Raw genomic sequence first — 26,920 nt, forward strand, 5'->3', positions numbered from 1 at the left:
TTACTTATAGCCAACCGTTTTCTTTGTACCAGTTTACCGATTCCGTTAAGCCACGCTCAAGGTTGTACTGAGGTGTAAAACGCAAATCCTGTCTTAAAGGTTCAATGTCGCATACCCAGTTGCGTTGTTTCATTATCTTGTATTTGTCACGATTGAGTGTAGATGGTTTCTTTGTTATCCGCGCGATACTTTCTGCTACGATTGAGACAAGTTTCAATATCCAAAGTGGTATTTTGATGCTTAGGACATGTTTCTTACCTAATACTTTTTTTACTAAAGCAGTGTATTCTTTGTCGGTATGTACGTCGCCGTCAGCTACAAAATAACTCCGATTGGAAAGTGGGCTTTCCAATGCCAAAAAAGCGGCATCTACCAAATCTTTTACATAGATGAAAGTCAGATGCTGAGGTTTGAATCCTGCGCCGACGTCTAATCCCGATTTTACGGTTTTCAACATCAGAAAGTAATCTTTTTCCCGAGGGCCGTAAACTCCGGTCGGGAGGAGTATCATATATGGGAAACCGGTAGTGTTTTGCAAATATTGTTCCGCTTTTAGTTTGCTGATACCATATGCTGTATTAGGATGCGGTGTATCAGTCAATTTGATAGGAGTGTAATTAATTTCATCACCAACGCCAAAAGAACTGAGACTGCTCATTAAAAGAAATTTCGATGGAACACAGTCTGCCTCTTGCAATGCTTCTACAAAGTTTACTGTATTTTGATAATTGATACGATCGAAATCTTTTGGATCAAGACATTTGGTTATGCCTGCATTGTGAATGATATAATCAATATGCCCAAACAGATCTTTAAATTCTTTTAATTGCTCAACCAGTTTTTCTTTATTGCCAAAGTTCAGTTCTATAAACAATATATTGCTGTCTTGTAGATATTCTCGACTGCTGCTTTTCCTTACACCGGCCCATGTTTGAAATCCAAGCTTCAAAGCCTTTTCCACCAAGAAACTACCAATAAAACCGCTGGCTCCTGTTATTATTATTTTTTTCATTTGTGCATGACTTGTTGAAATTTCTTAAAACATGCAAAAGTACAAACTTATTTTTGTCCGATCCATGTAAGTTTGTGCCATATTTTCTCAAGCGGTCCTTGTTTGTGCGATTTTTGCCACCATTTGCAAAACTGCAATTGAAGAGCAACAATGATACATCCTACGATCAAGCTGTTAGTGAAACCACAATAAGGAGAGAGGTTTAATCCGATAGGGAAAAATATAAGTGCCCCTATAAACGATTGGGATATATAATTGGTAAGACTCATTTTTCCATAAACTCGAAACCATGATATTTTTTTCTGAAAGGCTTCTTTCTGATAAAGGATAATAAAAGAGGCGATAAGCACAAATGTGAATAATAGTTTTTGCCACATATCGAAGATTACACCTACCGTGTTTTTTATAAACAGGTCACTATTTGTGTCTAATAATTCAACTTTTAATTGATACATCGGAGCAAATAGAATTGCACAGACAATTAGAGTTTTAGTCCAGAATTTTATATTCTCAGGAGTTGAATTAAATAGTTGTCTGCGAGAAATGAGTAATCCTAAAAGAAACAATCCTGCAGTTTGTAAGAAGCGCCCGCCTTCTACAGCCCATAAAAAACTGGCTAATTGCCCTGTAGTGATATTTGCCCAAATGAAAGGGAGGAATTCTCCTGATTTATTGATTTCTATAATTTGAGCATAAAGAGCTCCATTGATTTGTTCGGGTAAAGTGAACTCAGGGTTGACAAGTCCGGATATGTAATAAAACCATTGCATAGGTTGTAATAAAAGAAGTATGGTAACAATGAAGATGGCTTTATCGTTCCATTTCCTGACCACAAAAAGAATTACACCTACAATTGCATATAAAAGCAAAACGTCTCCACCTGGAAAAAACATAGCGTTTAATGTCGCAAATCCTGCAAGAAGTAATAATCGCCATAAAAAACGGACTCCAAAATCGTTGCCTTTATTTTGTTGGTTTCTGAATTGAATTGCAAAAGTAAACCCGAAAAGAATAGAGAAAATAGCATAACCTTTTCCGGCAATTAAAGAAAATATAACGCTGAAGACTCCTTTGTCGAGGATATTAAGCCACTCAGGTTGTGTTATAGGATCAGGATAAACGGGATAGATAAAATGTTCGACACTGTGGATTAATACTATTGCTATTACGGCAAATCCGCGTAATGCATCTACCATTTCTATACGAGGTGTTTTTCCTGCTAATTCTTGCTGCATACAAATACGTGTTTTTTAGGTTTAATAATAATCGGTTTGGAACTGTTATCTGATAAGGTTTGTCAAATGTATTAAAAAAAATCTATACGGTTAATTATTGAAGTTAAGATAGACTTTGTGAGCGATTGTAAGTCAGAATAAATCCGAATGATTATATTTGTATTTATTAAAAATAGAAAATACACATTGTATGAGCATAGATAAGATACCTCAAAAGACAGCGCCAAGGAGAAAGAAAAGCGATATAGTTGCTGCTACTATCGCCTTTTTCAATAATAATACAAGCAATTCTTACAATTATAAACAAATCGGAGCCGAAATAGGCATCAAGAAACAACCAGAGCGTTTGATGTTGATGTCTATACTCGAAGATTTGGTAGAGGATGCCTTTATAACAGAAACAAGCAAGGGCAAGTATAAATCGAATACCAGAGGAGTTTTACTCGAAGGTAAATTTGAGAGACGAAGCAATGGCAAAAACTTTTTTGTACCCGAAGATGGCAGCGAAAATGTATTTGTAGCCGAACGTAATTCGGCTCATGCCATGAATGGAGACAAAGTTCGCATTCAGATGTTGGCTAAGCGTAAAGGCAGAGGTTCGGAAGGAGAGATTGTTGAGATATTAGAAAGAAAACAAACTCGTTTTGTAGGAACTCTTAATGTTCAAAAGCATTTTGCTTTTCTCGAAATGGATAGTAAAATTCTGGCTAATGATATTTTTATTCCCAGAGAGAAACTTAAAGGGGGGAAAACCGGAGATAAAGCTTTGGTGGAAATTGTTGAATGGCCTGAACGTGCTAAAAATCCGGTAGGGGAAGTATTGGATGTATTGGGAGAAGCAGGAACCAACAATGCAGAAATGCACGCTATCTTGGCTGAGTTTGGTTTGCCTTATAAATATCCTGAAAATGTAACAGCTGAGGCTGAGAAAATATCGGATGTAATAACCGCAGAAGAAATTGCGAAACGCGAAGATTTCCGTTCGGTCACTACATTCACTATTGACCCTCGTGATGCGAAAGACTTTGATGATGCTCTTTCTATCCGTCAATTGGAAAATGGAAACTGGGAAATCGGTGTGCATATTGCCGATGTAACTCATTATGTAATTCCGGGAGGTATTATCGATAAAGAGGGTGAAGAACGTGCAACCTCTGTTTACTTGGTTGACCGTACCATCCCTATGTTACCCGAAAGATTGAGTAATGGATTATGTTCGCTTCGTCCGAATGAAGAGAAATTGTGCTATTCGGCTATCTTCGAATTGAATGATAAAGCGGATATCAAAAAATACAGAATCGGACGTACTGTTATCAACTCAGACAGAAGATTCACTTACGAAGAGGCTCAAGATATAATAGAGACAGGAAAAGGAGATTTCAAAGACGATGTTCTTAAGTTGGACGAATTGGCGAAAAAATTGCGTGCAAAACGCTTCGAAAACGGATCTATCGCTTTTGAACGTGAAGAAGTTCGTTTCGAAATCGACCCTGATGGAAAACCTTTGAGTGTATATTTCAAAGAGCAAAAAGATTCTAATAAACTGATTGAAGAGTTTATGCTTCTTGCTAATAGAACTGTAGCCGAATTTATCGGAAAAGTAGCTAAGGGCAAAAAAGCAAAAACATTTGTATACCGTATACATGATGTACCTAATCCTGAGAAGATGGAGAGTTTGGCACAATTTATACGTCGCTTTGGATATAAAGTGAAAATTGACGGCAGTAATACAGCTGTAGCAAAATCGATCAATCAACTATTGGATGATGTACATAATAAGCCGGAAGAAAACTTAATTTCTACAATTGCCATTAGGGCAATGGCTAAGGCTGTATATTCGACCTCTAATATTGGTCACTACGGATTGGCATTTGATTATTATACTCACTTTACGTCACCTATCCGCCGTTATCCAGATATGATGGTGCATCGTCTGTTGACTCATTACATGGAAGGTGGACGCAGTGTGAGCGAACAACAAACCGAGAATGAGTGTAAGCATTGTTCTGATATGGAACAATTGGCAGCGAATGCCGAGCGTGCTTCTATCAAATACAAGCAGGTAGAATACATGTCGGACAAAATAGGGCGTGTGTTTAAGGCTGTGATTTCGGGAGTTGCAGAGTGGGGTGTTTATGCCGAAATAGAGGAGAATAAATGTGAAGGATTAGTACCTATGCGTGAACTTGATGATGACTTCTATGAATTCGATGAGAAGAACTATTGTCTGAGAGGTCGCCGTACCCGCAAAGAGTATCGTTTGGGTGATGAGATCAATGTGAAGGTGGTCAGGGCTAATCTGGAAAGAAAGCAATTGGATTTTACTATTGTAGAGTAAAATGAATTTTTTAATTTTGCAGTCTCATAGATAAGATCACAAATTTAATCTGTGTAACAAATTAAGTTTGTGATCTTGTTTAAGTGCTTTGAGTTTTTTTATGGTATTTAAGCTCGCAGAGCTTTTTATTGCTTTGTCAACTATGACAACCAAAGGCAGTTATAGTTTAAAGCATAGCAATAAATATTTACTATTACTTATCTAAGAACACTGAATGTTATTTAACTCGGCCGGATTCGCTGTATTCTTTATTTTTGTATTTTTTCTTTATTGGTTTGTTCTTAACAAATCATTAAAATGGCAGAATATATTTCTAGCAGTTTGTAGCTATTTCTTTTATGGTTGCTGGGATTGGCGTTTTATGTTTTTGCTTGCATTTTCTACTTTTCTGGATTACGTCTCCGGATTGAAAATCGCTGAAGCTAGTGGAACTTCGAAAAAGAAATTCTGGCTAATTTTGAGTGTCGGGCTAAATTTAGGATTTCTCGGCTTTTTTAAGTACTACAATTTTTTTATTGAATCATTTGCCGAATTACTGTCGTCTGCAGGTTTCACGCCTCATATGACTACTCTTAATATTATCCTACCTGTAGGTATTTCGTTCTACACATTTCATGGACTGTCGTATGTGTTTGACATTTATTTCGGGAAAATAAAGCCAACCCGTAACTGGATCGATTATTCGCTGTTTGTGAGTTTCTTCCCCTTATTGGTTGCAGGCCCTATCGAAAGAGCTACGCATTTACTTCCTCAGGTAGAAAAGCCTCGTGTATTTCATTATTCGAAAGCTGTAGACGGCTTGAGACAAATTCTTTGGGGTTTGTTTAAAAAAGTAGTGGTAGCGGATAATTGTGCAGAACTGGCAAATATGATATTCAATAATCATGAACAATATTCAGGCAGTACGTTAGCTCTCGGAGCTATGTTGTTTGCCATTCAGATATATGGCGATTTTTCGGGGTATTCCGATATTGCTTTAGGATCGGCTCGTCTATTAGGATTTGAGTTGTTACAGAATTTCCGTTTTCCTTATTTCTCCAGAGATATTGCCGAATTTTGGAGACGTTGGCACATTTCGCTATCTTCCTGGTTTAGAGATTATTTATATTTTCCATTAGGAGGTAGCCGTGGAGGTATGGCTAAGACTGTTCGTAATACATTTATTATCTTTTTAGTCAGTGGCTTCTGGCATGGAGCTAATTGGACATTTCTTGCTTGGGGTGGATTGAACGCTTTGTTTATTATGCCTTCCATCCTATTTAAGACCAATCGGAAAAATTTGGATACAGTTGCCGAAGGACGAATTCTTCCGTCTATAAGAGAATCCTTTCAGTTGATTTTGACTTTTTGCTTAGCCAGTTTAGCATGGGTGTTTTTTAGAGCTGAGTCTATAACGGATGCTTTTTTATATATCAAAGAAATCTTTTCTGCATCTTTATTCCAGAAACCGGATGTCATATCAGGAAAAGTGATACTGATAGTGGTTGTATTTATGGTTATCGAATGGTTGGGACGGGAAAATAAATATGCTCTGGAGAAACTTACATTAACGTGGAAGCGTTCTATTAGTTGGACTTTCTATTATTTAATTATACTCGCTATACTTTGTTTAAGCGGTAGTGAGCAACAGTTTATATATTTTCAATTTTAAGGTCTCAGACCTTTTTACTGCTAAGGTTAGTATTACAACCAAAGATAGTTATAGTGATAAAAAGCATAATTATTTAGATTACTTAAAGAATGGTGACTTTCTTAAAAAAAGTATTACGTTTTCTGGTCTTACCGATAATAATCTTTGTATTGTTAGTGGCTGGGTATATTGTATACGACCCCTTTAAAGTAGTACAATCTTATGATCGTTATTCTTCTCTTCAGGTAAACCGGGGGTATATCTCTACTGAAATGTTTTTGAAAAACTATAAAAAAGAAAATTATAATTCATTTATTTTTGGTAGTTCGCGTATATTCGGATATAATATAGATTCATGGAAGCAGCATCTGGGTGCAGATGCAAAAGTGTATTCTTTTGATGCATATGGAGAGAAAATTCAGGGTATGTATCATAAATTAAGATTTTTGGATTCATTAGATATTGATATTAAAAATGCCCTTATAGCTATTGATGTAGATTTTACTTTTAATAATACATTAAGCGATCCTTGGTTTTTATATGTTGAGCATCCTTCATTGTCAAGGGAAAGTTGGTACGACTTTCACAAGATTCATTTTCTGTCCTATCTTGACCCCGGCTTTATTATTTCACTTTATGCTAATCGTATTTTCGGAATAAATAATAGTTATACCCGGAAACACTATTATACAGTTGAAGCAACATTTGACCCGAAAACGAATCGTCCGTTTAGATCGGATTTGGAAAAACGGATTGAAAACGAGCCTGATTATTATGATTCGCCCTTGTTTTATACTGTAACTGATAGCTTGATAATAAGTCCTTTTACCCGAATAGACCCACTCCATAAAGAGGCTCTTCGTGGAATTAAAGAGATTTTATTGAAACATAATACGAAATACAAAGTAGTTATTAATCCGCTTTATTCTCAGGTGAAATTTAATCCTAAGGATATGGAAGTGATCTGGGAGGTATTTGGAAGTGATAATGTTTACGATTTCTCAGGAAGAAATAAGTTTACTACCTCTAAATACAATTATTACGAAGAGTCGCATTTCAGACCTTTTATCGGGGATAGTATTATGAATATAATTTATGGGAAATGATAAGGTTTCAGACCTTTTTACTGATTTGGTAAGTGCTATAATCATAGATTGTTATAGACATAAAATGTAACATTAAATATTTTACATTACTTGCCTATTGCGATATTTTCTAATTATGACTAATTTTGATAAATATGCCGCTGAGGCATTAGACAGGTCTATGACCTTATTTTTGAAGAAAACCTAAAACAAAAAAAAGATATGAAAAAAGTTGTATTGATCCGCCACGGTGAAAGTGTTTGGAATTTAGAAAACAGATTTACCGGTTGGACTGATGTTGATTTAACAGAAACAGGTACTAAAGAGGCAATCAAAGCCGGAAAACTTTTGAAAGAACAAGGGTTTAAATTTGAAAAAGCGTATACTTCATATTTGAAGAGAGCTAATAAAACATTGAATACCATCTTAGATCAAATGGATTTAGACTGGATTCCTGTTGAAAAATCGTGGCGTTTGAACGAAAAGCATTACGGTATGCTTCAAGGTTTAAATAAAGCTGAAACTGCTGAAAAGTATGGCGATGAGCAAGTACTTATCTGGAGACGCAGCTACGATGTTCCTCCAACAGCTTTGGATGCTGACGATCCTCGCTCTCCTTATCTTGATCCCCGTTACAAAGACGTAGATAAAAAAGATCTTCCATTAACAGAGTCTCTAAAAGATACGGTAGAAAGAATCCTTCCTTACTGGAATGATGTCATTTTCCCGTCATTGAAAAATCATGATGAGATTATTGTTGCTGCTCATGGTAACAGCCTTCGTGGTATTATCAAACATTTAAAAGGAATTTCTGATGCAGATATCGTTTCATTGAATTTGCCTACTGCTGTTCCTTATCTATTCGAGTTTGATGATAACTTCAATCTTGTAAACGATGAGTTCTTAGGTGATCCAGAAGAAATCAAAGCTTTGATGGATGCTGTAGCTAATCAAGGAAAAAAGAAATAAGTTTTAGAGACTTTTCAAGCCTCAGGAAAGCCGTTACTTAAATAGGTAACGGCTTTTTTATTTAGTGAATATATAGTCTAGGTATTTGGTTTTATTTATGATGGGTTATTATTTTATAAATAAAACCAATCATTAATTATTTGTGATCAAAAGGCTTTATATCAGAGTCTTGTCCTTTTAGTGAAAAACAATTAAAGATTATTTATTTTAAATGGCCGGATATCTTCAACAAATCACTAATTTAGATGTTCAATAATATTACACAGTACGTAAAATAATATCAAAACTTATAAAATATGAAAATCGGATTTGTAGGCTTAGGCAAGATGGGTGGAAAAATGGTTGAACGCCTGTTGAATCATGGACATGAGGTTGTAGTTTATAACTTAACTTCAAAAGAAGTAGATGAGGCTGTAAGCAAAGGTGCAGTAGCTGCCAAAGACTTGACTGACTTAGTCGGAAAATTAGACGGACGTAAATTAGTGTGGTTGATGGTTCCTGCCGGAAAACCAGTAGAAGAAAATATTGCAGAACTTGTTTCTTTATTAAGCAAAGACGATATTATTGTTGACGGTGGAAACAGTTACTGGAGAGAAACTGTAGAACGTGGAAAAAAAGTTGCCGAAAAGGGCATTCATTATATAGATTGCGGTACTAGTGGCGGTGTTTGGGGTCTTCAAAACGGATACTGTTTGATGTATGGTGGCGAAAAAGGTGCTTGCGATTTCGCAGAGCCTATCTTCAAGGCATTAGCTCCTGAGAACGGATATATCCGTTGTGGAGAAAGTGGTTCGGGACACATGGTGAAAATGGTTCACAATGGTATCGAATATGGAATGATGCAGGCTTATGCCGAAGGTTTCGAGATTATGAAAAAATCTCCATATGATGTGGATCTGGAAAAGATCTCTCGTGTGTGGATGCAAGGTTCGGTAGTTCGTTCATGGTTACTTGAGTTGATCGGTAACGCATTGGAAGGAAACGAAGAACTGGATGGTATCAAACCATACGTTTCGGATAGTGGAGAAGGTCGTTGGACTGTACAAACTGCTATTGATTTTGATGTACCTGCCCATGCAATTACTGCATCGTTATTTACTCGTTTCGAATCAAGAGAAAACGACTCTTACGCATATAAGTTATTGTCTGCCATGAGAAATCAGTTTGGCGGTCATGAGATAAAAAAAGACTAACAGTCAGTTAGCAGTCAACAGTTAGCAGTTTTGCCAACTCGTTTACTTGTAACTTGTAACTGATTACTTGTAACTACTTAGTAAGTTTATGAAAAAAATAAAAGATCAGGTCTTGGTAATTTTTGGTGCGTCGGGCGACCTGACATACCGCAAATTAGTTCCGGCTCTTTTCGACCTGTATAAGCAAAAATCTTTGCCCGATAACTTTGTTGTGTTGGGCGTTGCACGTAGTTCATTTACTGATGAATCATTCAAAGAGAAGATGATTGACGGTATCCGTCAGTTTTCGATATCTAAGGATGCGCCTGAAAAAGAAGTGAATACTTTTGCTGAAAAACTTTTCTATCTTTCAATAAATACGGATGATGGTACTGAATACTCGAAACTGACATCTCGATTGAATGAGTTTGATTCCGAAAAAGGAACAGATGGTAATTACCTGTTTTATCTGTCCACTCCTCCTAATTTATACCCTTTGATACCAAAATTTTTGGCTCAGGAGGGATTAAATGAGAGTAAAGGTAAAATCAGAAGGATTGTTATTGAAAAACCTTTTGGTACGGACTTGAAATCGGCAGTAGAACTCAACAAAAGTTTGTTGAATGATTACGAGGAGCATCAAATATACCGCATGGATCATTATTTAGGCAAAGAAACGGTACAAAATCTTTTGGTTACTCGTTTCTCCAATAGTATCTATGAGCCTTTATGGAATCGGAATTACATTCATCATGTAGAGATTACGGCTGCTGAAAGTATCGGTGTCGAAAACAGGGGAGGATATTATGATCATTCGGGGGCAATGCGCGATATGATTCAGAACCACTTATTTCAGTTACTGGCTTTAGTGGCAATGGAGCCGCCTACGGTGATTGAATCGGATGCTATCAGAAATGAAAAACTGAAAGTGTTTCAAGCGTTGCGTCCTTTGAGCCATGTAGATATTCAGAATAATGTAATAAGAGGACAATATACGGCAGCAAATGTAAAACGTGTACCTCAAAAAGGTTATAGAGAGGAAAAAGGGGTAGACCCTAATTCCCGTACCGAGACTTATGTGGCAATGAAGATGTTTATCGATAACTGGCGTTGGGGTGGTGTACCTTTCTATGTTCGTACCGGAAAGCATCTGCCAACCCGTGTTTCTGAAATAGTTATCCATTTTAAACCCACGCCACTTAACCTGTTTGTTGACAATAAAGAATATTGCAGTGATGGAAATGTATTGGTAATACGTATACATCCTGATGAGGGTATCTTATTGAAAACGGGAATGAAGGTTCCGGGTAATGGGTATAAGGTGAAGGAAGTGAATATGGATTTTCACTATTCTCAACTTCAGGATACTTATGTTCCGGGAGCATACGAGCGTTTGTTGCTTGATGCTATGTTGGGAGACTCTACTTTATATACTCGTGGTGATGCATTGGAATTTGCGTGGAAATTTGTTCAGCCCATACTTGATTATTGGGAAACAAATCCGAATGCTCCATTGTATGGATATCCTTGCGGATCGTGGGGACCTGAGTGTGCCGATGGTTTGATTGAAGGTGAAAATATGACGTGGAGATATCCGTGTAAGAATCTGTCAGACGATGGTATATATTGCGAATTATAGGTCTCAGACCTTTTTATTATCCATCCAATATTATACAACGATTGTTAGTTATAACCTTGGAGCCTGACATTAAATATTATCAACTACTGTGATTATGGATAAGAAGATTAATATATACAAAGATGTTGAAGCCCTCAGCGAGGGCTTTACTTCGTTATTAAAAGAAGAGCTTTCGAAACGGGAAATAGTGAATGTTTCACTCTCGGGAGGCTCAACGCCTAAAGCCCTTTTTAATTATTGGGTAGCCAATTGTAAAGAGTCGATTGATTGGAATAGGATTGCTTTTTTTTGGGGGGATGAGCGTTGTGTACGTCCTACAGATGAAATGAGTAATTTTGGGATGACCAAAAGTCTGTTGTTTGATAAGATTCCGACAATAGATAAAAAGAAAATCCATCGTATACATGGTGAGAACGAATCAAAAGAAGAGGTTCAGTGGTATACTTCTATCATGGACAAGTATCTTCCGAAAGAAAACGGTCTTCCTGTATTTGATATTATGATGCTTGGTATGGGAGATGATGGTCATACGGTATCTATATTCCCACATCAGATTGATTTGTGGAATGCAGAGGCAGACTGTGTTACTGCCCAGCATCCCGAGACAGGTATGGAGCGTATTAGCTTAACGGGGCGCCTTGTAAACAATTCCCGTAATATAGTTTTTCTGGTAACAGGAAAAAATAAAGCGGAGAAGGTGAAGCAGATAATTGAAGAACGTGAGAAATTTGCAGATATTTATCCGGCAGCAAAAGTAAATCCTGTGAATGGAAAACTTTTCTGGATGTTGGACGAGGGGGCTGCAAGTCTTTTGTAAGAGAGAAAAGACCTTAATATCTAATCCATTGCTATTAAATAGTAGTGGATTTTTTTGTTTTCTATTCTTTCGCTTTCTCTATTTGTGAGTATGCCATATTTTTTATTGTAGTAATATTTTTATCTTTGCCCCTTATACTCGTAACCCATGAAATAATGATTACTAAAGAGACGTTTGTAATTAATGTAAAGGATAGTTTGAAGGAACTTATGTCGGTCTTTAAAGCCATATTTCCTAAGAATAAAGAAGAGATAATTTTATTGCTGTTTCTGCTACTGGTTTACGGTTCGTTCGGGTGGGGAATTGCCAATGAAACTTGTATACAAGACTGCCTGATAAAAAGATACGATGTTTACCTGAATTATGATGTGGGAATGAGGTTTCATGGTATTCCATTCGGACATGATATTGCTCATCCGTTATTTAATTTATATTCAACTCCGATGAGTCTAGTCTTGGAGTTCTTCGCTGATCTTTATGGTAATTACAAGATAAAAACAATTGGATTTGCAATGATCTGTAATCTTATGGTTTCGCTGTCGACTGTTTATATTTACAGATACCTGACAGAGATTATAAAGATTAAGAATATGCTTATCGTGTCTTTGTTTGTTTTATTTTATGCCTTTTCTTTTACATGCCTGATCTTAAGCTTTACGATTGAATCCTACGCTTTTAGTATTTTCTTTTTATCCTTTTTTGTTTATTACTATTCGGTCAGGATTCAGGATGGAGGAAAGATCAGATTCTCGACAAACTTCTTTTTTTGCTTTGTATTAGGGGGGATAACCATAACCAATACTGCAAAAGGGATGATCCCGGTGTTTTTGGCTAAAGAGAAATTCACCAAAGCCTTAAAAGAGACATTTCTAATAGGTTGCCTTTTGCTCGTATGCTTTTTTGCTGCGGTTTACAGAGAAGGTTTGTTCGATTTTTTTATAGAGAGATTTACTGAGGCTTTACCCGAAGATGCTTCCGAGAAATTGTTCCTCTCGGGTTGGAAATCCCTTATCGGAGGAGCCGTCCTGTTCCCGAATATTACTACAATTACAGATGTTATCCCAAAGGATACGGCTATTAATATAGGGCTTAAGTTCAAGGATTATTATATGTATCAGATTAATGCTGTTCCCTTTTCGTATGTGTGGGAATCTATTTTCATATTGTTATTGACTGTACTTATATGTATACCCTTGTTTACCGACTTCAGAAATAAGCTGGTTCAACTATTGTTCTTGTTGTTTTCCGTCGATATAATATTGCACTTGTTTCTCAAATATGGAATGTTGGATGCTTACATCTATGGAGGGCACTGGGTTTATATTGTACCTCTTCTCTTCGGCTGGGGATACAAATCTTTGGGCACATGGAAGAGATATACTTATTTGGGCATTATCGGCTGTTTGTTTATCTGTATGCTTATAAATAATTATGTGAGGCTGGTTGAATTTATTAATGAGGCTAATAACGTTTGGCCTGCTGCGTCTTATAAATGGTAAGTGCGATGTATCGGCTCTGTTAATTAACAACTCAATCATTAAACCCTTCGGGATTGAACCTTTTTTGATTATATTTGTGAAATTGCGAATCAACCTAAACTTAAACATTCATGAAACAACAAACACTAAAGACTTGTATCCTTATTGGCTCTATCGTCCTTTCTGCACTTATTGTTCCTACTTTACATGCACAGGATATGATGGGCAAAACCGGGTTTACCAAGCTTTGGGCAGGACTGAAAGAGAAACAACCCGAAAATCAACTGCCACATGGTAAAGCTCCTTTTCAGACCTCGGAAAGAAAGGCAAAGCAAAATATTCCCACAAAGTTAATCCCTACGCAAGATGGAGAGTGGATTATCTCCGATGGTTGGGAGATGGGTACTTCAACTCAGGTGATAGAATCTAAAGAGTCGATATTCAGTACAAACTTCGATACAGAGAACTGGTATAATGCAACCGTTCCCGGAACAGTACTTACTACTTTGGTGAATCAGGGGGAATACCCCGATCCCTACTTTGGTCTTAATAATATGGCGATACCCGATACGCTGGCTTACATGAAATGGTGGTATCGTACTTCGTTCGATGCTCCCGCTAATAGCGAAGGAAAACGAGTTCGCTTGTTGCTTAATGGGATAAATTATAGAGCTGAAATTTTTCTGAATGGACAGAAACTAGGAAATATGACGGGGGCGTTTATCCGTGGTGAATATGATATAACATCATTGATAAAAACTAGTGGTAAAAATGTCTTAGCAGTATTGGTTTCTCCTCCTGATAATCCCGGTATATCGCATGAGCAATCAATGGTTGCAGGACAGGGTTTAAATGGAGGGCAGCTAAGCTTAGATGGTCCTACTTTTATAGCATCTATGGGTTGGGACTGGATTCCAGGTATCCGTGATCGAAATATGGGTATTTGGCAAGATGTGAGATTGAGAGTTGGTGGTGATGTGACTATCGGTGATCCTCAGGTGGTGACTAATCTTGCTTTGCCCGACACTACAAAAGCTACGATAAAGATTATTGTTCCGGTAAAGAATCTAACAGGCTCTCCTATACAGGGAACTTTATCTGCTAAATTTGAAGGTGTAGATATTAACTTGGCTTATACCTTAAAGGCTAAAGAAGAGAAGGCGTTGGTTTTTGATCCCGTAAATTTTAAAGAACTGAATATAAAGAACCCAAAGCTTTGGTGGCCTAATGGTTATGGTGCTCCCAATCTTTATAATCTCGAACTACAAGCAAATGCAGGAACAAAATTCTCTGATTTGAAAAAGTTGCGTTTTGGTATTCGTGAATTATCATACGAATTGATGATAAACACTCCGGCTAAAGGAGATCATAGAGTAGCTTATACGCCTGTGGATGTCGAAACAAATGGCAAACCTATTTTTGATTATGAAAATGTAGTGAAAGTGGGTGATCCTAAACTGAACAGGACGATACCCACATTACAAAAGAATATAGATGAGACTGCTGTTTTTGAGCAACTGTCTAATAACGATCCTGTGGGTCAGTATTTCGTGTTCCGTGTAAATGGAGTTCGTATCTTTATTAAAGGAGGTACATTTGGTATGGATGATGCAATGAAGCGCATATCCCGTGAAAAATTCGTGCCCTATTTCCAGTTGCATAAAGATGCTAATTTCAACCTTATCCGTAACTGGGTAGGCGAAACTACCGAAGAGCTATTTTACGAACTGGCAGACGAATATGGTATGCTTGTATGGAATGATTTCTGGATTACGACAGATGATACAGTTGAGCCGAACGATTATCAATTGTTTATGAAGAATGCTACGGATGTGGTACGCCGTTTCAGAACTCATCCATCTATTGCAATCTGGTGTCCTCGTAACGAGGGGTATGCTCCCGAAGGAATGGAGCCTCAATTGGCTAAAATGTTAGCTACAGAAGATCCTACACGTCATTATCATGGAAATTCTCGTTTCTTAAATGCTGTGAATAGCGGTCCTTACGGTTTCTTTAAGGATCAGTCTCGTTATTTTACAGAAACGGCAGAAGGATTCAATACTGAATTTGGGGCTCAGGCTATTCCAACAGCAAATACTATCCGTAAGTTTATTGCTCCCGAAGATCAATGGCCTATAAATGATGTGTGGGCATATCACGATCTTCATCATACGACTCACTTCTTTGAAGATTTTATGGGTGCTGTAAATAGCTATGGAAAAGCCAGCAGTATGGAAGACTTTTCAAAGAAAGCTCAAATGGTAACTTATGATACATGGAGAGCTATGATTGAAGCTTGGAACAGTCGTATGTGGGACAATACAACGGGTCTTATTATGTGGATGAGTCATCCGTCATGGCCTAGTATGACATGGCAGACTTATACGTACGACTATGAAACTCCGGGTTCGTACTTCGGAGCTAAGAAGGCGCAAGAGCCTGTTCATATCCAAATGAATTTGCCTGATAACAAGGTGATAATCGTGAACTCTACTCGTGAAGGTTATAAGAATATGACAGTGAATGTTCGTTATTTCCATATCACGGGTAAAGAGTATTACAATAAAACAGAAAAATACGATGTGCCTGCCAATGGTAAGGTTGATTGTTTTATTCCGGAACTGGCAACAAAAGATGTACCTAAATATACATTAGTTCGCCTTGAACTGAGGGATAGCAAAGGAAACATTGTTTCAATAAATGACTATTGGAAGAATTGGGGGAATTTGCAATCTAACCAAGCATTAAACGCATTAGGTAAACCCGAACTGAAACTAACATTGAAAAAGAACTCAGGTGGTAAATGTCTATATGAATTGGAAAATACCTCTAAAGAATTTGCTGTAGCGGTTAAGTTGAATGCTAAAAGCAAAATAACCGGTGAAATAATTCTTCCTGCTTATTTTTCTGAAGGGTACATGAATTTACTACCCGGAGAAAAACGTAAAATAGAATTGGCATTACCGGATATGGTTCCAGCTAATTTTGCTATAATAGCAGAAGGTTACAATTTTGATTCTATAGAGTTGTAAAGGTATCTATTGATCTTATATACAGAGTGAAAGGTCGGTAATGTTGCCGACCTTTTATTGTATTGTTTTCCTAAATCAGCTTATTTATATCTATTAACACTGGAGTCATTTTTTTTATTATATTTGCAATCATTCGTAAAATTAACAAATTTTCAATTCGTATGGAAAATAACTATTCAACGCAAGAGTCTGACCAAAAAAGTTTGGAGCTGACTGATCTTTCATTTGATTTTTTAAAGGAGACTGCTAAGTGGGCAAAGTTTCTATCCATTCTGGGTTTTATAGGCATTGCTCTTATGGTGATCTTTGCTATTTTTATAGGTGTATTCCTATCTATGTTATCAGCTTCCTTTACTCAATCCAGTCCGTTCGCAGTAGCTCCGGGTCTTTTTTCATTAATATATTTAGTTCTTGCAGCTCTTTATGCTTGTCCCGTTTATTTCTTGTATAAGTTCTCAATAAATACACGTGATGCTCTGAATGCAAGGAATAGTGATCTTTTGACAGAAGGTTTACGTTATCTAAAATCTCATTATAAATTTATAGGTATAATGATGATTGTTCTTTTCGCTTTGTATATCGTTGTCATTATTGGTGCTATTGTTGTTGGAATTGCCGCTGCAACTCTATCCTGAGTTTGATATAAGTAAAAATAAGAGAGACCGAGATTATCGGTCTTTTTTTGTTTTTAGTTTATTCCGACAAGCCTGCTTCCATCCTCTACCTCTTTTACTGTAATATGTACAGTGTCGTGTGGTAGAAGTGACTCTATTCTTTCGGGCCATTCTATAAAGCATATGCAGCCACTGTAGAAATAGTCTTCGTATCCGAAATCGAATGCTTCTTCTTCTTTATTGATTCTGTAAAAGTCGAAGTGGTATATTAACTCTCCCGAATCAGACCTGTATTCATTTATGATTGCAAAAGTAGGGCTGTTTATAACATCGGTTACTCCAAGCTTTTCGCAGATAGCTTTTATGAAAGTTGTTTTGCCGGCTCCCATTTCTCCATGAAATGCAAAAACCGTATTGTCTCCCATCTGCTTAACAAATTCAGTTGCAGCGTCTGTGATTGTATCCAGTGATTTTATCTCTATAGTCATTATCTTATTCTTCTTAATGTTTATATATTTTGTTGATTTATATTGTTTTATTTCGGTTTGAGAGTAATAAATGGTAGTAACATTTCCTCAATGGAGACTCCTCCATGTTGAAAAGTATCAGTATAATAGGATGTATAATAGTTGTAATTGTTTGGGTACGCAAAGAAGTCCTCATTGAGAGCAAATATATATTTGCTGCTTAGGTTGGGAGAGGGTAGTCCTATCTGTGCAGGGTTTCGGCTCTCGTAGACTTTCTTATAATCGTAATCGAGGTTTTTACCTACTTTGTATCTTAGGTTGGTATTTGTAGCTTTATCTCCGATTACCTTTAGTGCATTTTTTACTCTGATGGTTCCATGATCGGTGGTCAATACAATGTTATAACCCATATTTGCAATATGCTTGAAAAGGTCGCTTATGCTTGAGTGTTTGAACCACGATCGGGTAAGTGAGCGATAAGCCGCTTCGTTTGCTGCCAATTCGCGAATCATTTGAGAATCGGTTCTTGCATGCGAAAGCATATCTACAAAATTGATAACTATCACATTTAGTTGATTATTGCCTAATGTGTTTAAGTTCTGTAATAATTTGCTTCCGTATGCGGATGTATGTACTTTATTATAAGAGAATGAGTAGTTTTTTCTGAAACGATCTATTTGTGCTTGGATCAAAAGATCTTCATTCAGATTCTTTCCTTCGTCCTCAATTTCCTCTACCCATAAATTGGGATACATCTGGGATATTTGCAAAGGCATCAATCCTGCAAAAATAGCATTTCGAGAATACTGTGTTGCCGTTGGAAGTATCGAAAGGTACATGTCTTCCTCAAATGTGAAGTCGGGAGCTAACATGTCTCTTATAGCCGCCCACTGATCGAGGCGGAAGTTATCAATAAGAATAAAGAATAATTTCTCTCCGTTATCTAATTTAGGGAATACTTTCTTTTTGAATAAATCGGGACTTATAATCGGTCTGTTGTCGGGGTCTTGTATCCATGATACATAATTCTTCTTGACGAATTTACAAAACGAATTATTAGCATCGAGTTTCTGTGCAACGATCAATTCTAAAAGCGGATTTTGAGTGGCAGTCAGTTCCATTTCCCAGAAAACAAGCTTTTTATATACTTCTGTCCATTCCTCAAAAGAATACGAATCTCCTATCTGCATTCCTATTTTATTGAACTCCTCGCGATACCCTTCCAGTGTAGCTTCTGATACAATATCGTTTTTATGGAGGTTCTTCTTTATAGAAGATAGTATCTGGTTCGGGTTCACCGGTTTGATGAGGTAATCGGCTATTTTTTTACCGATGGCATCGGTCATTATACCTTCGTCTTCACTTTTGGTGATCATTATTACAGGTATGTTCGGGTCTATTTCTTTTATCTTGCTTAAGGTTTGCAATCCTGTAAGTCCGGGCATATTCTCATCCAGAAATACAAGATTGAATCTCTCTTCCTTGCAGCAATCTAAGGCGTCCTGCCCGCTATTGACCGTTACTATCTCATAGCCTTTTTCTTCTAAAAAAAGGACATGGGGGCGAAGTAGTTCTATTTCGTCATCAGCCCAAAGTATGCGGTATTTTTTCATATGTTTTATGTTATCTATTCTTTATTTTAAGGTCTTAGGCCTTTTTGTTGTTTTGCAATGGTAACTATTTATTATTATATTTCGTAACTGTAACTGTCTCTCGTTATTGTACTTACCAAAGCAGTCAATAGGTCTGTGACCTTAATAAGAAGGTCTGTGACCTCAAAGTTAAGTATTTCTATATAACAAAATGTATAAGTAGTCTTTTTGTTTTTTATGCTCTCTTCCCACATCGGTAGGCTGACGGGTGTAAGCCTCTGTCGGAAATAAAAATACAATATTTAGACAGTTTTCAACACCTGATTCACAATAGTAACAAAAAGTAAACAAATAAAGTAACAAAGTAAACAGTAAATGACTAATAAGTGTCACTTTTGAGAGATTTTCAAACAATTGACTTTCAATACACAAGAGCTAAAAAGGTAACAAAAGTGACAAAAGTGACACCTATCACAAGCCTTTTTTCTCACTCAGATTCCTTTGTAACCTTTCCAGATCGCGTTTGGTCTTTTCGCTGTCTACAGTGATCATAAACGGACTCGGAGCCTGTGCCTGTTTCCTGCCTTTCGACTCGTTATATCCACCCGATAAAGAATATACAATAGCCGAAGTTTCGGGTACGCAGTATTTTTCCTTTACCACATATTCTTTTACTACCAGACTATAAGGATCGTCGCTATCCTTCGAAGCCACATACGTTGTTTTTGTTTCTACCTGCCTGTACCCTTCCAGCTTTTGCCGCATCGATTGGCGGGCTCTCTGCCTCAATTTCTCTTCCCGTGCTTCTTCCGCTTGTTGCAATGCCTCGGCAAAAGAAGACTTAGTTGCTTTCCATTCGTAGAAAACTTTGCGGCTAATGCTCACAATACGGCATATTTCGGTAATTGTATAATTATCCTCCTCTATTAATGCTGCAACCTTTTCGACAAGTGATTGACTAAATTTTCCCATAATACTTTCTTTAATAGATAAAAAGCTTGTAGGGGCGTGTTGCATACGCCCGGAAAAAGTAGACAGCAGATTATCCTAAACGCTAAGGAGCCAAAGGGCACAAACTACCCCGGCATTGTAGGGGCGAACCTATGTGTTCGCCCGATATTGGGCAGACACATAGATCTGCCCCTACCGTTTCTTCCTTTCATCAGGAGAGGGATGGGGTGAGGGTGTACCAGACTCTTAATTGTGTGACTCTAAATTATATCAATAGTTTTTTATTCGAATAAAATATGAAAATAGTGGGGCGTTTTTTTTGATATGTGTCTGATTTATTGTATTTTTGCACCTCGAATTACGAAGAGGTGAATAGTCTTCATGTGGTATTATTTTGATACTCACTTGGTTGACTATTTATTCTTGTCGTATTTGTAATGTAGTTTAACCAAATAAAAATTGAATTTTTTAAGTTCTAAAAATTAAAAGAAATGCCTACAATTCAACAACTAGTAAGAAAAGGTCGGGCTGTTTTGGTTGATAAGAGCAAGTCTCCTGCGTTGGATTCTTGTCCTCAGAGAAGAGGTGTTTGTGTACGTGTGTATACAACAACTCCGAAAAAACCAAACTCAGCTATGCGTAAAGTAGCACGTGTGCGTTTAACAAACGGTAAAGAAGTGAATGCTTATATTCCTGGAGAAGGACATAACTTGCAGGAGCACTCTATTGTACTTGTTAGAGGTGGTCGTGTTAAAGATCTTCCGGGGGTACGTTATCACATTGTTCGTGGAACATTGGATACTGCCGGCGTGAATGGTCGTACGCAAAGACGCTCTAAATACGGAGCTAAGAGACCAAAAGCTGGAAAAGCACCAGTTGCACCGGCTAAGGGAGGAAAAAAGAAATAATTTCCAATTCCGATAGTCGACATTTTTAATTAATTCAAGTATTAAAGTGTTTTTAAGTTTATTGGGTAGGCTACTATAAGGTTGAGTAAATGGTTCGGCGGAACCGTTGAAGACAGGGAGATCGGCAACCAAAAACAAGAACAAAATTTTTAAACAAAAATGAGAAAAGCAAAACCAAAGAAAAGACAGGTACTTCCGGATCCTGTTTTCGGTGATGTAAAAGTTACAAGATTCGTAAATCACTTGATGTATGATGGTAAGAAAAGTACTTCTTACAGTATTTTCTACACAGCATTAGAAGTGGTTAAAAACAAACTTCCTAACGAAGAAAAGAGCTCTTTGGAAATTTGGAAAGCAGCTCTGGACAATGTGACTCCTCAGGTTGAAGTGAAGTCTCGCCGTGTAGGTGGTGCAACATTTCAGGTACCAACAGAGATCCGTGCAGATCGTAAAGAATCTGTATCTATGAAAAACCTTATCCTTTACGCTCGTAAGAGAGGTGGTAAGACTATGGCTGATAAGCTGGCTGCAGAGATTGTAGATGCTTTCAATAACCAAGGCGGATCGTATAAAAGAAAAGAAGATATGCATAGAATGGCTGAAGCTAACCGTGCATTTGCTCACTTCAGATTTTAATTAAGGAGGTAAATAATACAATGGCAAAAGTTTTAGATAACTTAAATAATACCCGGAATATCGGGATCATGGCTCACATCGATGCCGGTAAAACAACGACATCAGAACGTATTCTTTTCTATACAGGATTGACTCACAAAATCGGAGAAACTCACGATGGTACTGCTACAATGGACTGGATGGATCAGGAGCAAGAACGTGGTATTACTATCACATCTGCTGCTACCACCACTCAGTGGAAGTATGATAATGAGATGTATAAAATCAACTTGATTGATACTCCGGGACACGTTGACTTTACTGTTGAGGTAGAGCGTTCATTGCGTGTATTAGATGGAGCAATCGCTACATTTGATGCAGTATCAGGTGTAGAGCCTCAATCAGAAACTGTTTGGCGTCAAGCTGATAAATATGAAGTTCCACGTATTTGTTATGTGAACAAAATGGACCGTTCAGGTGCAAACTTCTTTGAAGTTGTTCGCCAAATTCGTGAAATGTTGGGAGCTAATCCTTGCCCTATTCAAGTACCGGTAGGTGCTGAAGAAAAATTTACGGGTATTGTAGATTTAGTGACCATGAAATCTTATTTCTGGCACGATGAGACTATGGGTGCAGATTATCATGTGGAAGAAATTCCTGCTGATCTGTTAGAAGAAGCTCAAGAGTGGAGAGAAAAAATGTTGGAATCAATCGCAGAATGTGATGATGTTTTGATGGCTAAATTCTTTGATGATCCTTCTACTATAACAGAAGATGAAATCAGAGTGGCTATCCGTAAAGGAACATTGTCAATGCAAATTACTCCAATGTTGTGTGGTTCTTCTTTCAAAAACAAAGGAGTTCAACCTCTATTGGATTCAGTTTGTGCATACTTGCCTAGTCCAATGGATACTCCGGCTATCGAAGGTGTAGATCCTGAGGATTCTGAAAAAGTGATTACTCGTCACCCAAGTCCGGATGAGCCATTTTGTGCTTTAGCATTTAAAATTGCAACCGACCCATTCGTAGGACGTCTGTGTTTCTTCCGTGTTTACTCAGGAGAATTACATGCAGGTTCTTACGTATACAATACACGTTCGGGTAAAAAAGAACGTATTTCCCGTTTGTTCCAAATGCACTCAAACAAACAAAATCCTAAAGAGGTGATTGGTTGTGGTGATATTGGTGCAGGTGTAGGATTTAAAGATATTCGTACCGGAGATACTCTTTGTGACGAAAATCATCCTATCACGCTTGAGGCAATGGACTTCCCGGATCCGGTAATTGGTATCTCTATTGAGCCTAAAACTCAAAAAGATATTGATAAACTGGCTAACGGTTTAGCTAAATTGTCTGAAGAGGATCCAACATTCCGTGTACATACAGACGAAGATTCGGGTCAAACTATCATTGAAGGAATGGGTGAGCTTCACCTTGACGTTCTTATTGAGCGTTTGAAACGTGAATTCAAAGTAGAATGTAATCAAGGCCGTCCTCAAGTATCTTATAAAGAAGCAATCACTCAAACAGTGGAGCTTCGTGAAGTTTATAAGAAACAATCAGGAGGTCGTGGTAAATTTGCTGATATCATTGTTAAAGTGGGTCCAGCAGATCCAGACTTCGAAGGTTCTCTTCAATTCGTTGATGAGGTGAAAGGTGGTAATATTCCTAAGGAATTTGTACCTTCAGTTCAAAAAGGATTCTTGAATTCTATGAAGAATGGTGTTCTTGCCGGCTTTGCTATTGATAAAATGAAGGTTACTCTTGTTGACGGATCGTTCCACCCTGTGGATTCGGATCAGTTATCATTTGAACTTTGTGCGAGATTCGCATTCAAATCGGCATCAGAAAAAGCTCGTCCTGTATTACTTGAACCAATCATGAAACTAGAGGTGGTAACACCTGAAGAGAGCATGGGGGATGTAATCGGTGACTTGAATAAACGTCGTGGACAAGTAGAAGGAATGGAATCAAGCCGTTCCGGAGCTCGTATTGTTAAAGCAAAAGTTCCATTGGCTGAAATGTTCGGCTATGTAACTTCATTGAGAACTATTACTTCGGGTCGTGCAACATCAGCAATGGTGTTTGATCATTACGCAGAGGTATCTTCTTCTATCGCCAGACAAGTCTTGACTGAATGTCAAGGTCGAGTAGATCTTATTAAATAAGAAAAACTGTTTTGCAAACTGTGATTAGTAAATGACTCTTAATCACGGTTTGCATTACTATATAAAAACAACCCTTAATTTAAAAGACTGAAATGAGTCAAAAAATTAGAATCAAACTGAAATCTTACGATTACAACCTGGTTGACAAGTCAGCTGAGAAAATCGTGAAAACAGTTAAAGCTACGGGTGCTGTAGTAAGTGGACCAATTCCATTGCCTACTCACAAACGTATTTTTACTGTTAACCGTTCGACTTTCGTTAACAAAAAGTCACGTGAGCAATTCGAACTATCTTCTTATAAGAGACTGATTGACATCTATAGCTCAACAGCTAAAACTGTAGACGCTTTGATGAAGCTTGAATTGCCAAGTGGTGTAGAAGTAGAAATTAAAGTTTGATAAAATATTAGTAAACGAGTGGACGAGTAAACAAGTAAACGAGTAGCAAGGGATTGATTTCTTGTCAACTTGTCAACTAGTATACTTGTCAACTAAAAAAAAATTATTGAAATGCCAGGATTATTAGGAAAAAAAATCGGAATGACATCCGTTTTCAGTGCCGAGGGAAAGAATGTTCCATGCACTGTTATCGAAGTGGGTCCTTGTGTTGTTACTCAAGTGAAGACTGCTGATAAAGATGGTTATGAGGCTGTTCAGTTAGGTTTTGTCGATGCAAAAGACAAACATACTAGCAAACCTCTGCAAGGTCACTTTAAAAAAGCAGGAGTAACACCTAAGAGACACTTGGCTGAGTTCAAAGGATTTGAAGAAAGCTACAAGTTAGGCGATGTAATAACTGTAGATTTGTTGGAGGAAAACGGCTTTATCGATGTTATCGGAACATCAAAAGGTAAAGGTTTCCAAGGTGTTGTTAAACGCCACGGTTTTGCCGGGGTTGGTCAGGCAACATTAGGACAACATAACCGTTTACGTGCACCGGGTTCTATCGGAGCTTGTTCTTATCCTGCTAAGGTGTTCAAAGGAACAAGAATGGGTGGACAAATGGGTAACGTACGTGTTACTGTTCAAAACTTACAAATTATTAAAGTGATCGCTGAACATAATCTTTTGTTAGTAAAAGGTTCTGTTCCGGGAAGCAAAGGTTCAATCGTATTAATTGAAAAATAATGGAACTTAGTGTATTTAACATAAGCGGTAAGGATACCGGCAAGAAAGTATCGTTGGACGATGCTATCTATGGAATTGAGCCTAACGACCACGTTCTTTGGTTAGATGTAAAGCAGTATTTGGCTAATCAACGTCAAGGTACTCACAAGTCTAAAGAAAGAAGTGAATTGTCGGGTAGTACACGTAAGCTTATCAAACAAAAAGGTGGAGGTGGAGCTCGTCGTGGCGATATCAAATCTCCTATCTTAGTTGGTGGAGCTCGTGTTTTTGGTCCAAAACCAAGAGATTATAGCTTTAAATTGAACAAGAAAGTAAAAGTTCTTGCTCGTAAATCTGCTCTTGCATACAAAGCTAAAGACAATCAAATCGTAGTAGTTGAGGATTTCAATTTCGAAACACCAAAAACTAAAGATTTTATTGCTTTGACTAAAAGTTTGCAAGTGGCTGATAAAAAGGTAGTTTTGGTTTTGTCGGATCAAAATAAAAACGTATATTTGTCGGCTCGTAATTTAGAGCGAGTTAAAGTTGTAACTGCTTCTGAGATAAATGCTTACACCATCTTGAATTGTTCAAGCTTGATTATGGCAGAATCTTCGGTTGCAGTAATTGATAAACTTTTAAAAGCATAAGGAGGTAAAAAATGGGTATTTTAATTAAACCAATTCTAACAGAAAAACAAACAGCGATCTCTGAAAAATTTCCGAATCGTTATGGTTTTCGTGTTGCTCCTAGTGCAAATAAGGTGGAAATCAAAAATGCAATAGAGCAAATTTACGGAGTTAAAGTAGAAGATATAAACACAATGAATTATGCCGGAAAACGCAAAAGCCGTTTTACAAAAGCTGGTGTGGTTAGTGGAAAAACTCCTGCTTACAAGAAAGCAATCGTAACCTTGAAAGAAGGTGAAGTAATAGACTTTTTTAGTAATATCTAAGATAAAAAATGGCAGTACGTAAATTAAAGCCCACAACACCGGGGCAAAGACACAAAATTATTGGTACATTCGAAGAGATCACTGCAAGTGTACCAGAAAAATCTCTTGTAGTCGGGAAGCATACTTCAGGTGGTCGTAACAATACTGGAAAGATGACTGTTCGCAACGTAGGTGGCGGTCATAAAAGAAAGTACAGACTAATTGACTTCAAGAGAACTAAAGACGGAGTACCTGCTACAGTGGCAACAATTGAATACGACCCGAATCGTTCGGCTCGTATTGCTTTGTTACATTACGCAGACGGAGCAAAAGCTTATATGATTGCTCCTAATGGCCTGCAGGTAGGTCAAACAGTGATGTCAGGTGCTAATGCAGCTCCTGAGGTAGGAAATGCTTTGCCTTTGGCGAATATTCCTATCGGTACAGTAGTACATAATTTAGAATTACGTCCGGGACAAGGAGCGAAACTAGTTCGTTCGGCAGGAGGATTCGCACAGTTAACTTCTCGTGAAGGTGACTATGCTATCGTTAGAATGCCTTCCGGAGAAACACGTAAAATACTTTCAGCTTGTAAAGCAACTGTAGGTAGTGTTGGTAACTCTGATCATGCACTTGAAAAATCAGGTAAAGCTGGTCGCTCTAGATGGCTTGGAAATCGTCCTCGTGTTAGAGGTGTAGTAATGAACCCTGTCGATCACCCCATGGGTGGTGGTGAAGGTCGTGCTTCAGGAGGTCACCCAAGATCACGTAAAGGATTGTATTCTAAAGGTCTTAAAACAAGAGCACCAAAGAAACATTCTTCTAAGTATATAATTGAAAGAAGAAAGAAGTAACCTGATTTAATTAAAAGAATTATGAGTCGTTCATTAAAAAAAGGCCCGTATATTAATGTTAAGCTTGAGAAAAAAGTTTTGGCTATGAATGAGTCAGGCAAGAAAGCTGTTGTTAAGACATGGGCAAGGGCTTCAATGATTTCACCTGATTTTGTAGGTCATACTATTGCTGTTCATAACGGAAATAAATTTATTCCTGTATATGTAACTGAGAATATGGTAGGTCATAAATTAGGAGAATTTGCTCTAACTCGTACTTTCCGTGGACACGGTGGTAACAAGAAGAGATAATCAAGCAAAAGCC

The 26,920-nt window shown here is 37.5% G+C and carries 24 protein-coding genes; 19 read left to right on the plus strand and 5 right to left on the minus strand.

Annotated features, from left to right (window positions below; translation table 11 throughout):
• Window positions 1-4: 4 nt before the first annotated feature.
• Both CLV62_RS04650 and CLV62_RS04655 read right to left on the minus strand, forming a co-directional pair.
• Entirely contained in the window at window positions 5-1,012 is a 1,008-nt protein-coding gene (locus tag CLV62_RS04650; protein WP_110309626.1) for an NAD-dependent epimerase/dehydratase family protein, read from the minus strand.
• Between the two features lie 47 nt (window positions 1,013-1,059).
• A complete protein-coding gene (locus CLV62_RS04655) occupies window positions 1,060-2,247 on the minus strand; it encodes a DUF418 domain-containing protein (protein WP_110309627.1) in 1,188 nt (395 codons plus the stop codon).
• Between the two features lie 190 nt (window positions 2,248-2,437).
• On the opposite strand from CLV62_RS04655, the gene rnr reads away from it, so the two are divergent.
• From rnr to CLV62_RS04705, 10 genes are all read left to right on the plus strand, one after another.
• Window positions 2,438-4,585, plus strand: a complete 2,148-nt coding sequence (gene rnr, locus CLV62_RS04660; RefSeq protein ID WP_110309628.1) for a ribonuclease R — start codon at window positions 2,438-2,440, stop codon at window positions 4,583-4,585.
• 214 nt (window positions 4,586-4,799) lie between these two features.
• Window positions 4,800-6,236, plus strand: coding sequence for an MBOAT family O-acyltransferase (locus tag CLV62_RS04665; RefSeq protein ID WP_110309629.1), 1,437 nt, complete (start codon window positions 4,800-4,802; stop codon window positions 6,234-6,236).
• Between the two features lie 89 nt (window positions 6,237-6,325).
• A complete protein-coding gene (locus CLV62_RS04670; RefSeq protein ID WP_110309630.1) occupies window positions 6,326-7,321 on the plus strand; it encodes a hypothetical protein in 996 nt (331 codons plus the stop codon).
• Window positions 7,322-7,522: 201 nt separating this feature from the next.
• Window positions 7,523-8,269, plus strand: a complete 747-nt coding sequence (gene gpmA, locus CLV62_RS04675) for a 2,3-diphosphoglycerate-dependent phosphoglycerate mutase (RefSeq protein ID WP_110309631.1) — start codon at window positions 7,523-7,525, stop codon at window positions 8,267-8,269.
• Between the two features lie 296 nt (window positions 8,270-8,565).
• Entirely contained in the window at window positions 8,566-9,462 is an 897-nt protein-coding gene (gene gnd, locus CLV62_RS04680) for a phosphogluconate dehydrogenase (NAD(+)-dependent, decarboxylating) (protein WP_110309632.1), read from the plus strand.
• Between the two features lie 88 nt (window positions 9,463-9,550).
• A complete protein-coding gene (gene zwf / locus CLV62_RS04685; protein ID WP_110309633.1) occupies window positions 9,551-11,080 on the plus strand; it encodes a glucose-6-phosphate dehydrogenase in 1,530 nt (509 codons plus the stop codon).
• Between the two features lie 94 nt (window positions 11,081-11,174).
• Window positions 11,175-11,897 carry a 6-phosphogluconolactonase gene (gene pgl, locus CLV62_RS04690; RefSeq protein WP_245904005.1) on the plus strand — a complete coding sequence of 241 codons (723 nt, stop codon included), beginning with the start codon at window positions 11,175-11,177 and terminating at the stop codon, window positions 11,895-11,897.
• Window positions 11,898-12,052: 155 nt separating this feature from the next.
• A complete protein-coding gene (locus CLV62_RS04695; protein ID WP_110309634.1) occupies window positions 12,053-13,396 on the plus strand; it encodes a DUF6080 domain-containing protein in 1,344 nt (447 codons plus the stop codon).
• A gap of 110 nt (window positions 13,397-13,506) precedes the next feature.
• Window positions 13,507-16,407: a beta-mannosidase gene (locus CLV62_RS04700; protein WP_245904006.1), complete on the plus strand. Its 2,901-nt coding sequence runs from the start codon at window positions 13,507-13,509 to the stop codon at window positions 16,405-16,407.
• 161 nt (window positions 16,408-16,568) lie between these two features.
• Entirely contained in the window at window positions 16,569-17,042 is a 474-nt protein-coding gene (locus CLV62_RS04705; RefSeq protein WP_110309635.1) for a hypothetical protein, read from the plus strand.
• A 53-nt stretch (window positions 17,043-17,095) separates the two neighbouring features.
• Here CLV62_RS04705 and tsaE read toward each other — a convergent pair whose 3' ends face one another.
• From tsaE to CLV62_RS04720, 3 genes are all read right to left on the minus strand, one after another.
• Window positions 17,096-17,509: a tRNA (adenosine(37)-N6)-threonylcarbamoyltransferase complex ATPase subunit type 1 TsaE gene (tsaE, locus tag CLV62_RS04710; protein WP_110309636.1), complete on the minus strand. Its 414-nt coding sequence runs from the start codon at window positions 17,507-17,509 to the stop codon at window positions 17,096-17,098.
• Between the two features lie 47 nt (window positions 17,510-17,556).
• The gene (gene porX / locus CLV62_RS04715; protein WP_110309637.1) at window positions 17,557-19,101 is read right to left on the minus strand and encodes a T9SS response regulator signal transducer PorX; all 1,545 of its coding nucleotides are present in this window, start codon (window positions 19,099-19,101) and stop codon (window positions 17,557-17,559) included.
• 450 nt (window positions 19,102-19,551) lie between these two features.
• Window positions 19,552-20,052 (minus strand): hypothetical protein, encoded by a 501-nt coding sequence (locus tag CLV62_RS04720; protein ID WP_146212700.1) that lies wholly within the window; start codon window positions 20,050-20,052, stop codon window positions 19,552-19,554.
• 470 nt (window positions 20,053-20,522) lie between these two features.
• Between CLV62_RS04720 and rpsL the strand changes: the two genes are divergently transcribed.
• The 9 genes from rpsL (at window position 20,523) to rpsS (ending at window position 26,907) form a co-directional block, all read left to right on the plus strand.
• Window positions 20,523-20,939 (plus strand): 30S ribosomal protein S12, encoded by a 417-nt coding sequence (rpsL, locus tag CLV62_RS04725; protein ID WP_110309639.1) that lies wholly within the window; start codon window positions 20,523-20,525, stop codon window positions 20,937-20,939.
• Between the two features lie 159 nt (window positions 20,940-21,098).
• Window positions 21,099-21,575, plus strand: a complete 477-nt coding sequence (rpsG, locus tag CLV62_RS04730; RefSeq protein ID WP_110309640.1) for a 30S ribosomal protein S7 — start codon at window positions 21,099-21,101, stop codon at window positions 21,573-21,575.
• A 20-nt stretch (window positions 21,576-21,595) separates the two neighbouring features.
• Entirely contained in the window at window positions 21,596-23,722 is a 2,127-nt protein-coding gene (gene fusA, locus CLV62_RS04735; RefSeq protein WP_110309641.1) for an elongation factor G, read from the plus strand.
• Between the two features lie 92 nt (window positions 23,723-23,814).
• Window positions 23,815-24,120, plus strand: a complete 306-nt coding sequence (gene rpsJ, locus CLV62_RS04740; RefSeq protein ID WP_026626968.1) for a 30S ribosomal protein S10 — start codon at window positions 23,815-23,817, stop codon at window positions 24,118-24,120.
• 111 nt (window positions 24,121-24,231) lie between these two features.
• On the plus strand, window positions 24,232-24,849 hold the full coding sequence (rplC, locus tag CLV62_RS04745) for a 50S ribosomal protein L3 (RefSeq protein WP_110309642.1): 618 nt from the start codon (window positions 24,232-24,234) through the stop codon (window positions 24,847-24,849).
• Window positions 24,849-25,478: a 50S ribosomal protein L4 gene (gene rplD, locus CLV62_RS04750; protein ID WP_110309643.1), complete on the plus strand. Its 630-nt coding sequence runs from the start codon at window positions 24,849-24,851 to the stop codon at window positions 25,476-25,478. The genes rplC and rplD overlap by 1 nt, the downstream gene beginning before the upstream one ends.
• Window positions 25,479-25,489: 11 nt before the next feature.
• Window positions 25,490-25,783 carry a 50S ribosomal protein L23 gene (gene rplW, locus CLV62_RS04755; protein WP_050709687.1) on the plus strand — a complete coding sequence of 98 codons (294 nt, stop codon included), beginning with the start codon at window positions 25,490-25,492 and terminating at the stop codon, window positions 25,781-25,783.
• Between the two features lie 8 nt (window positions 25,784-25,791).
• A complete protein-coding gene (gene rplB, locus CLV62_RS04760) occupies window positions 25,792-26,616 on the plus strand; it encodes a 50S ribosomal protein L2 (RefSeq protein ID WP_110309644.1) in 825 nt (274 codons plus the stop codon).
• A gap of 21 nt (window positions 26,617-26,637) precedes the next feature.
• Window positions 26,638-26,907: a 30S ribosomal protein S19 gene (gene rpsS, locus CLV62_RS04765; protein ID WP_029903251.1), complete on the plus strand. Its 270-nt coding sequence runs from the start codon at window positions 26,638-26,640 to the stop codon at window positions 26,905-26,907.
• Window positions 26,908-26,920: the final 13 nt, after the last annotated feature.

Origin of the sequence: Indolivaga alginatilytica, assembly GCF_003201355.1 — a bacterium.
Taxonomy (GTDB): Bacteria; Bacteroidota; Bacteroidia; order Bacteroidales; family Dysgonomonadaceae; genus Dysgonomonas_A; species Dysgonomonas_A alginatilytica.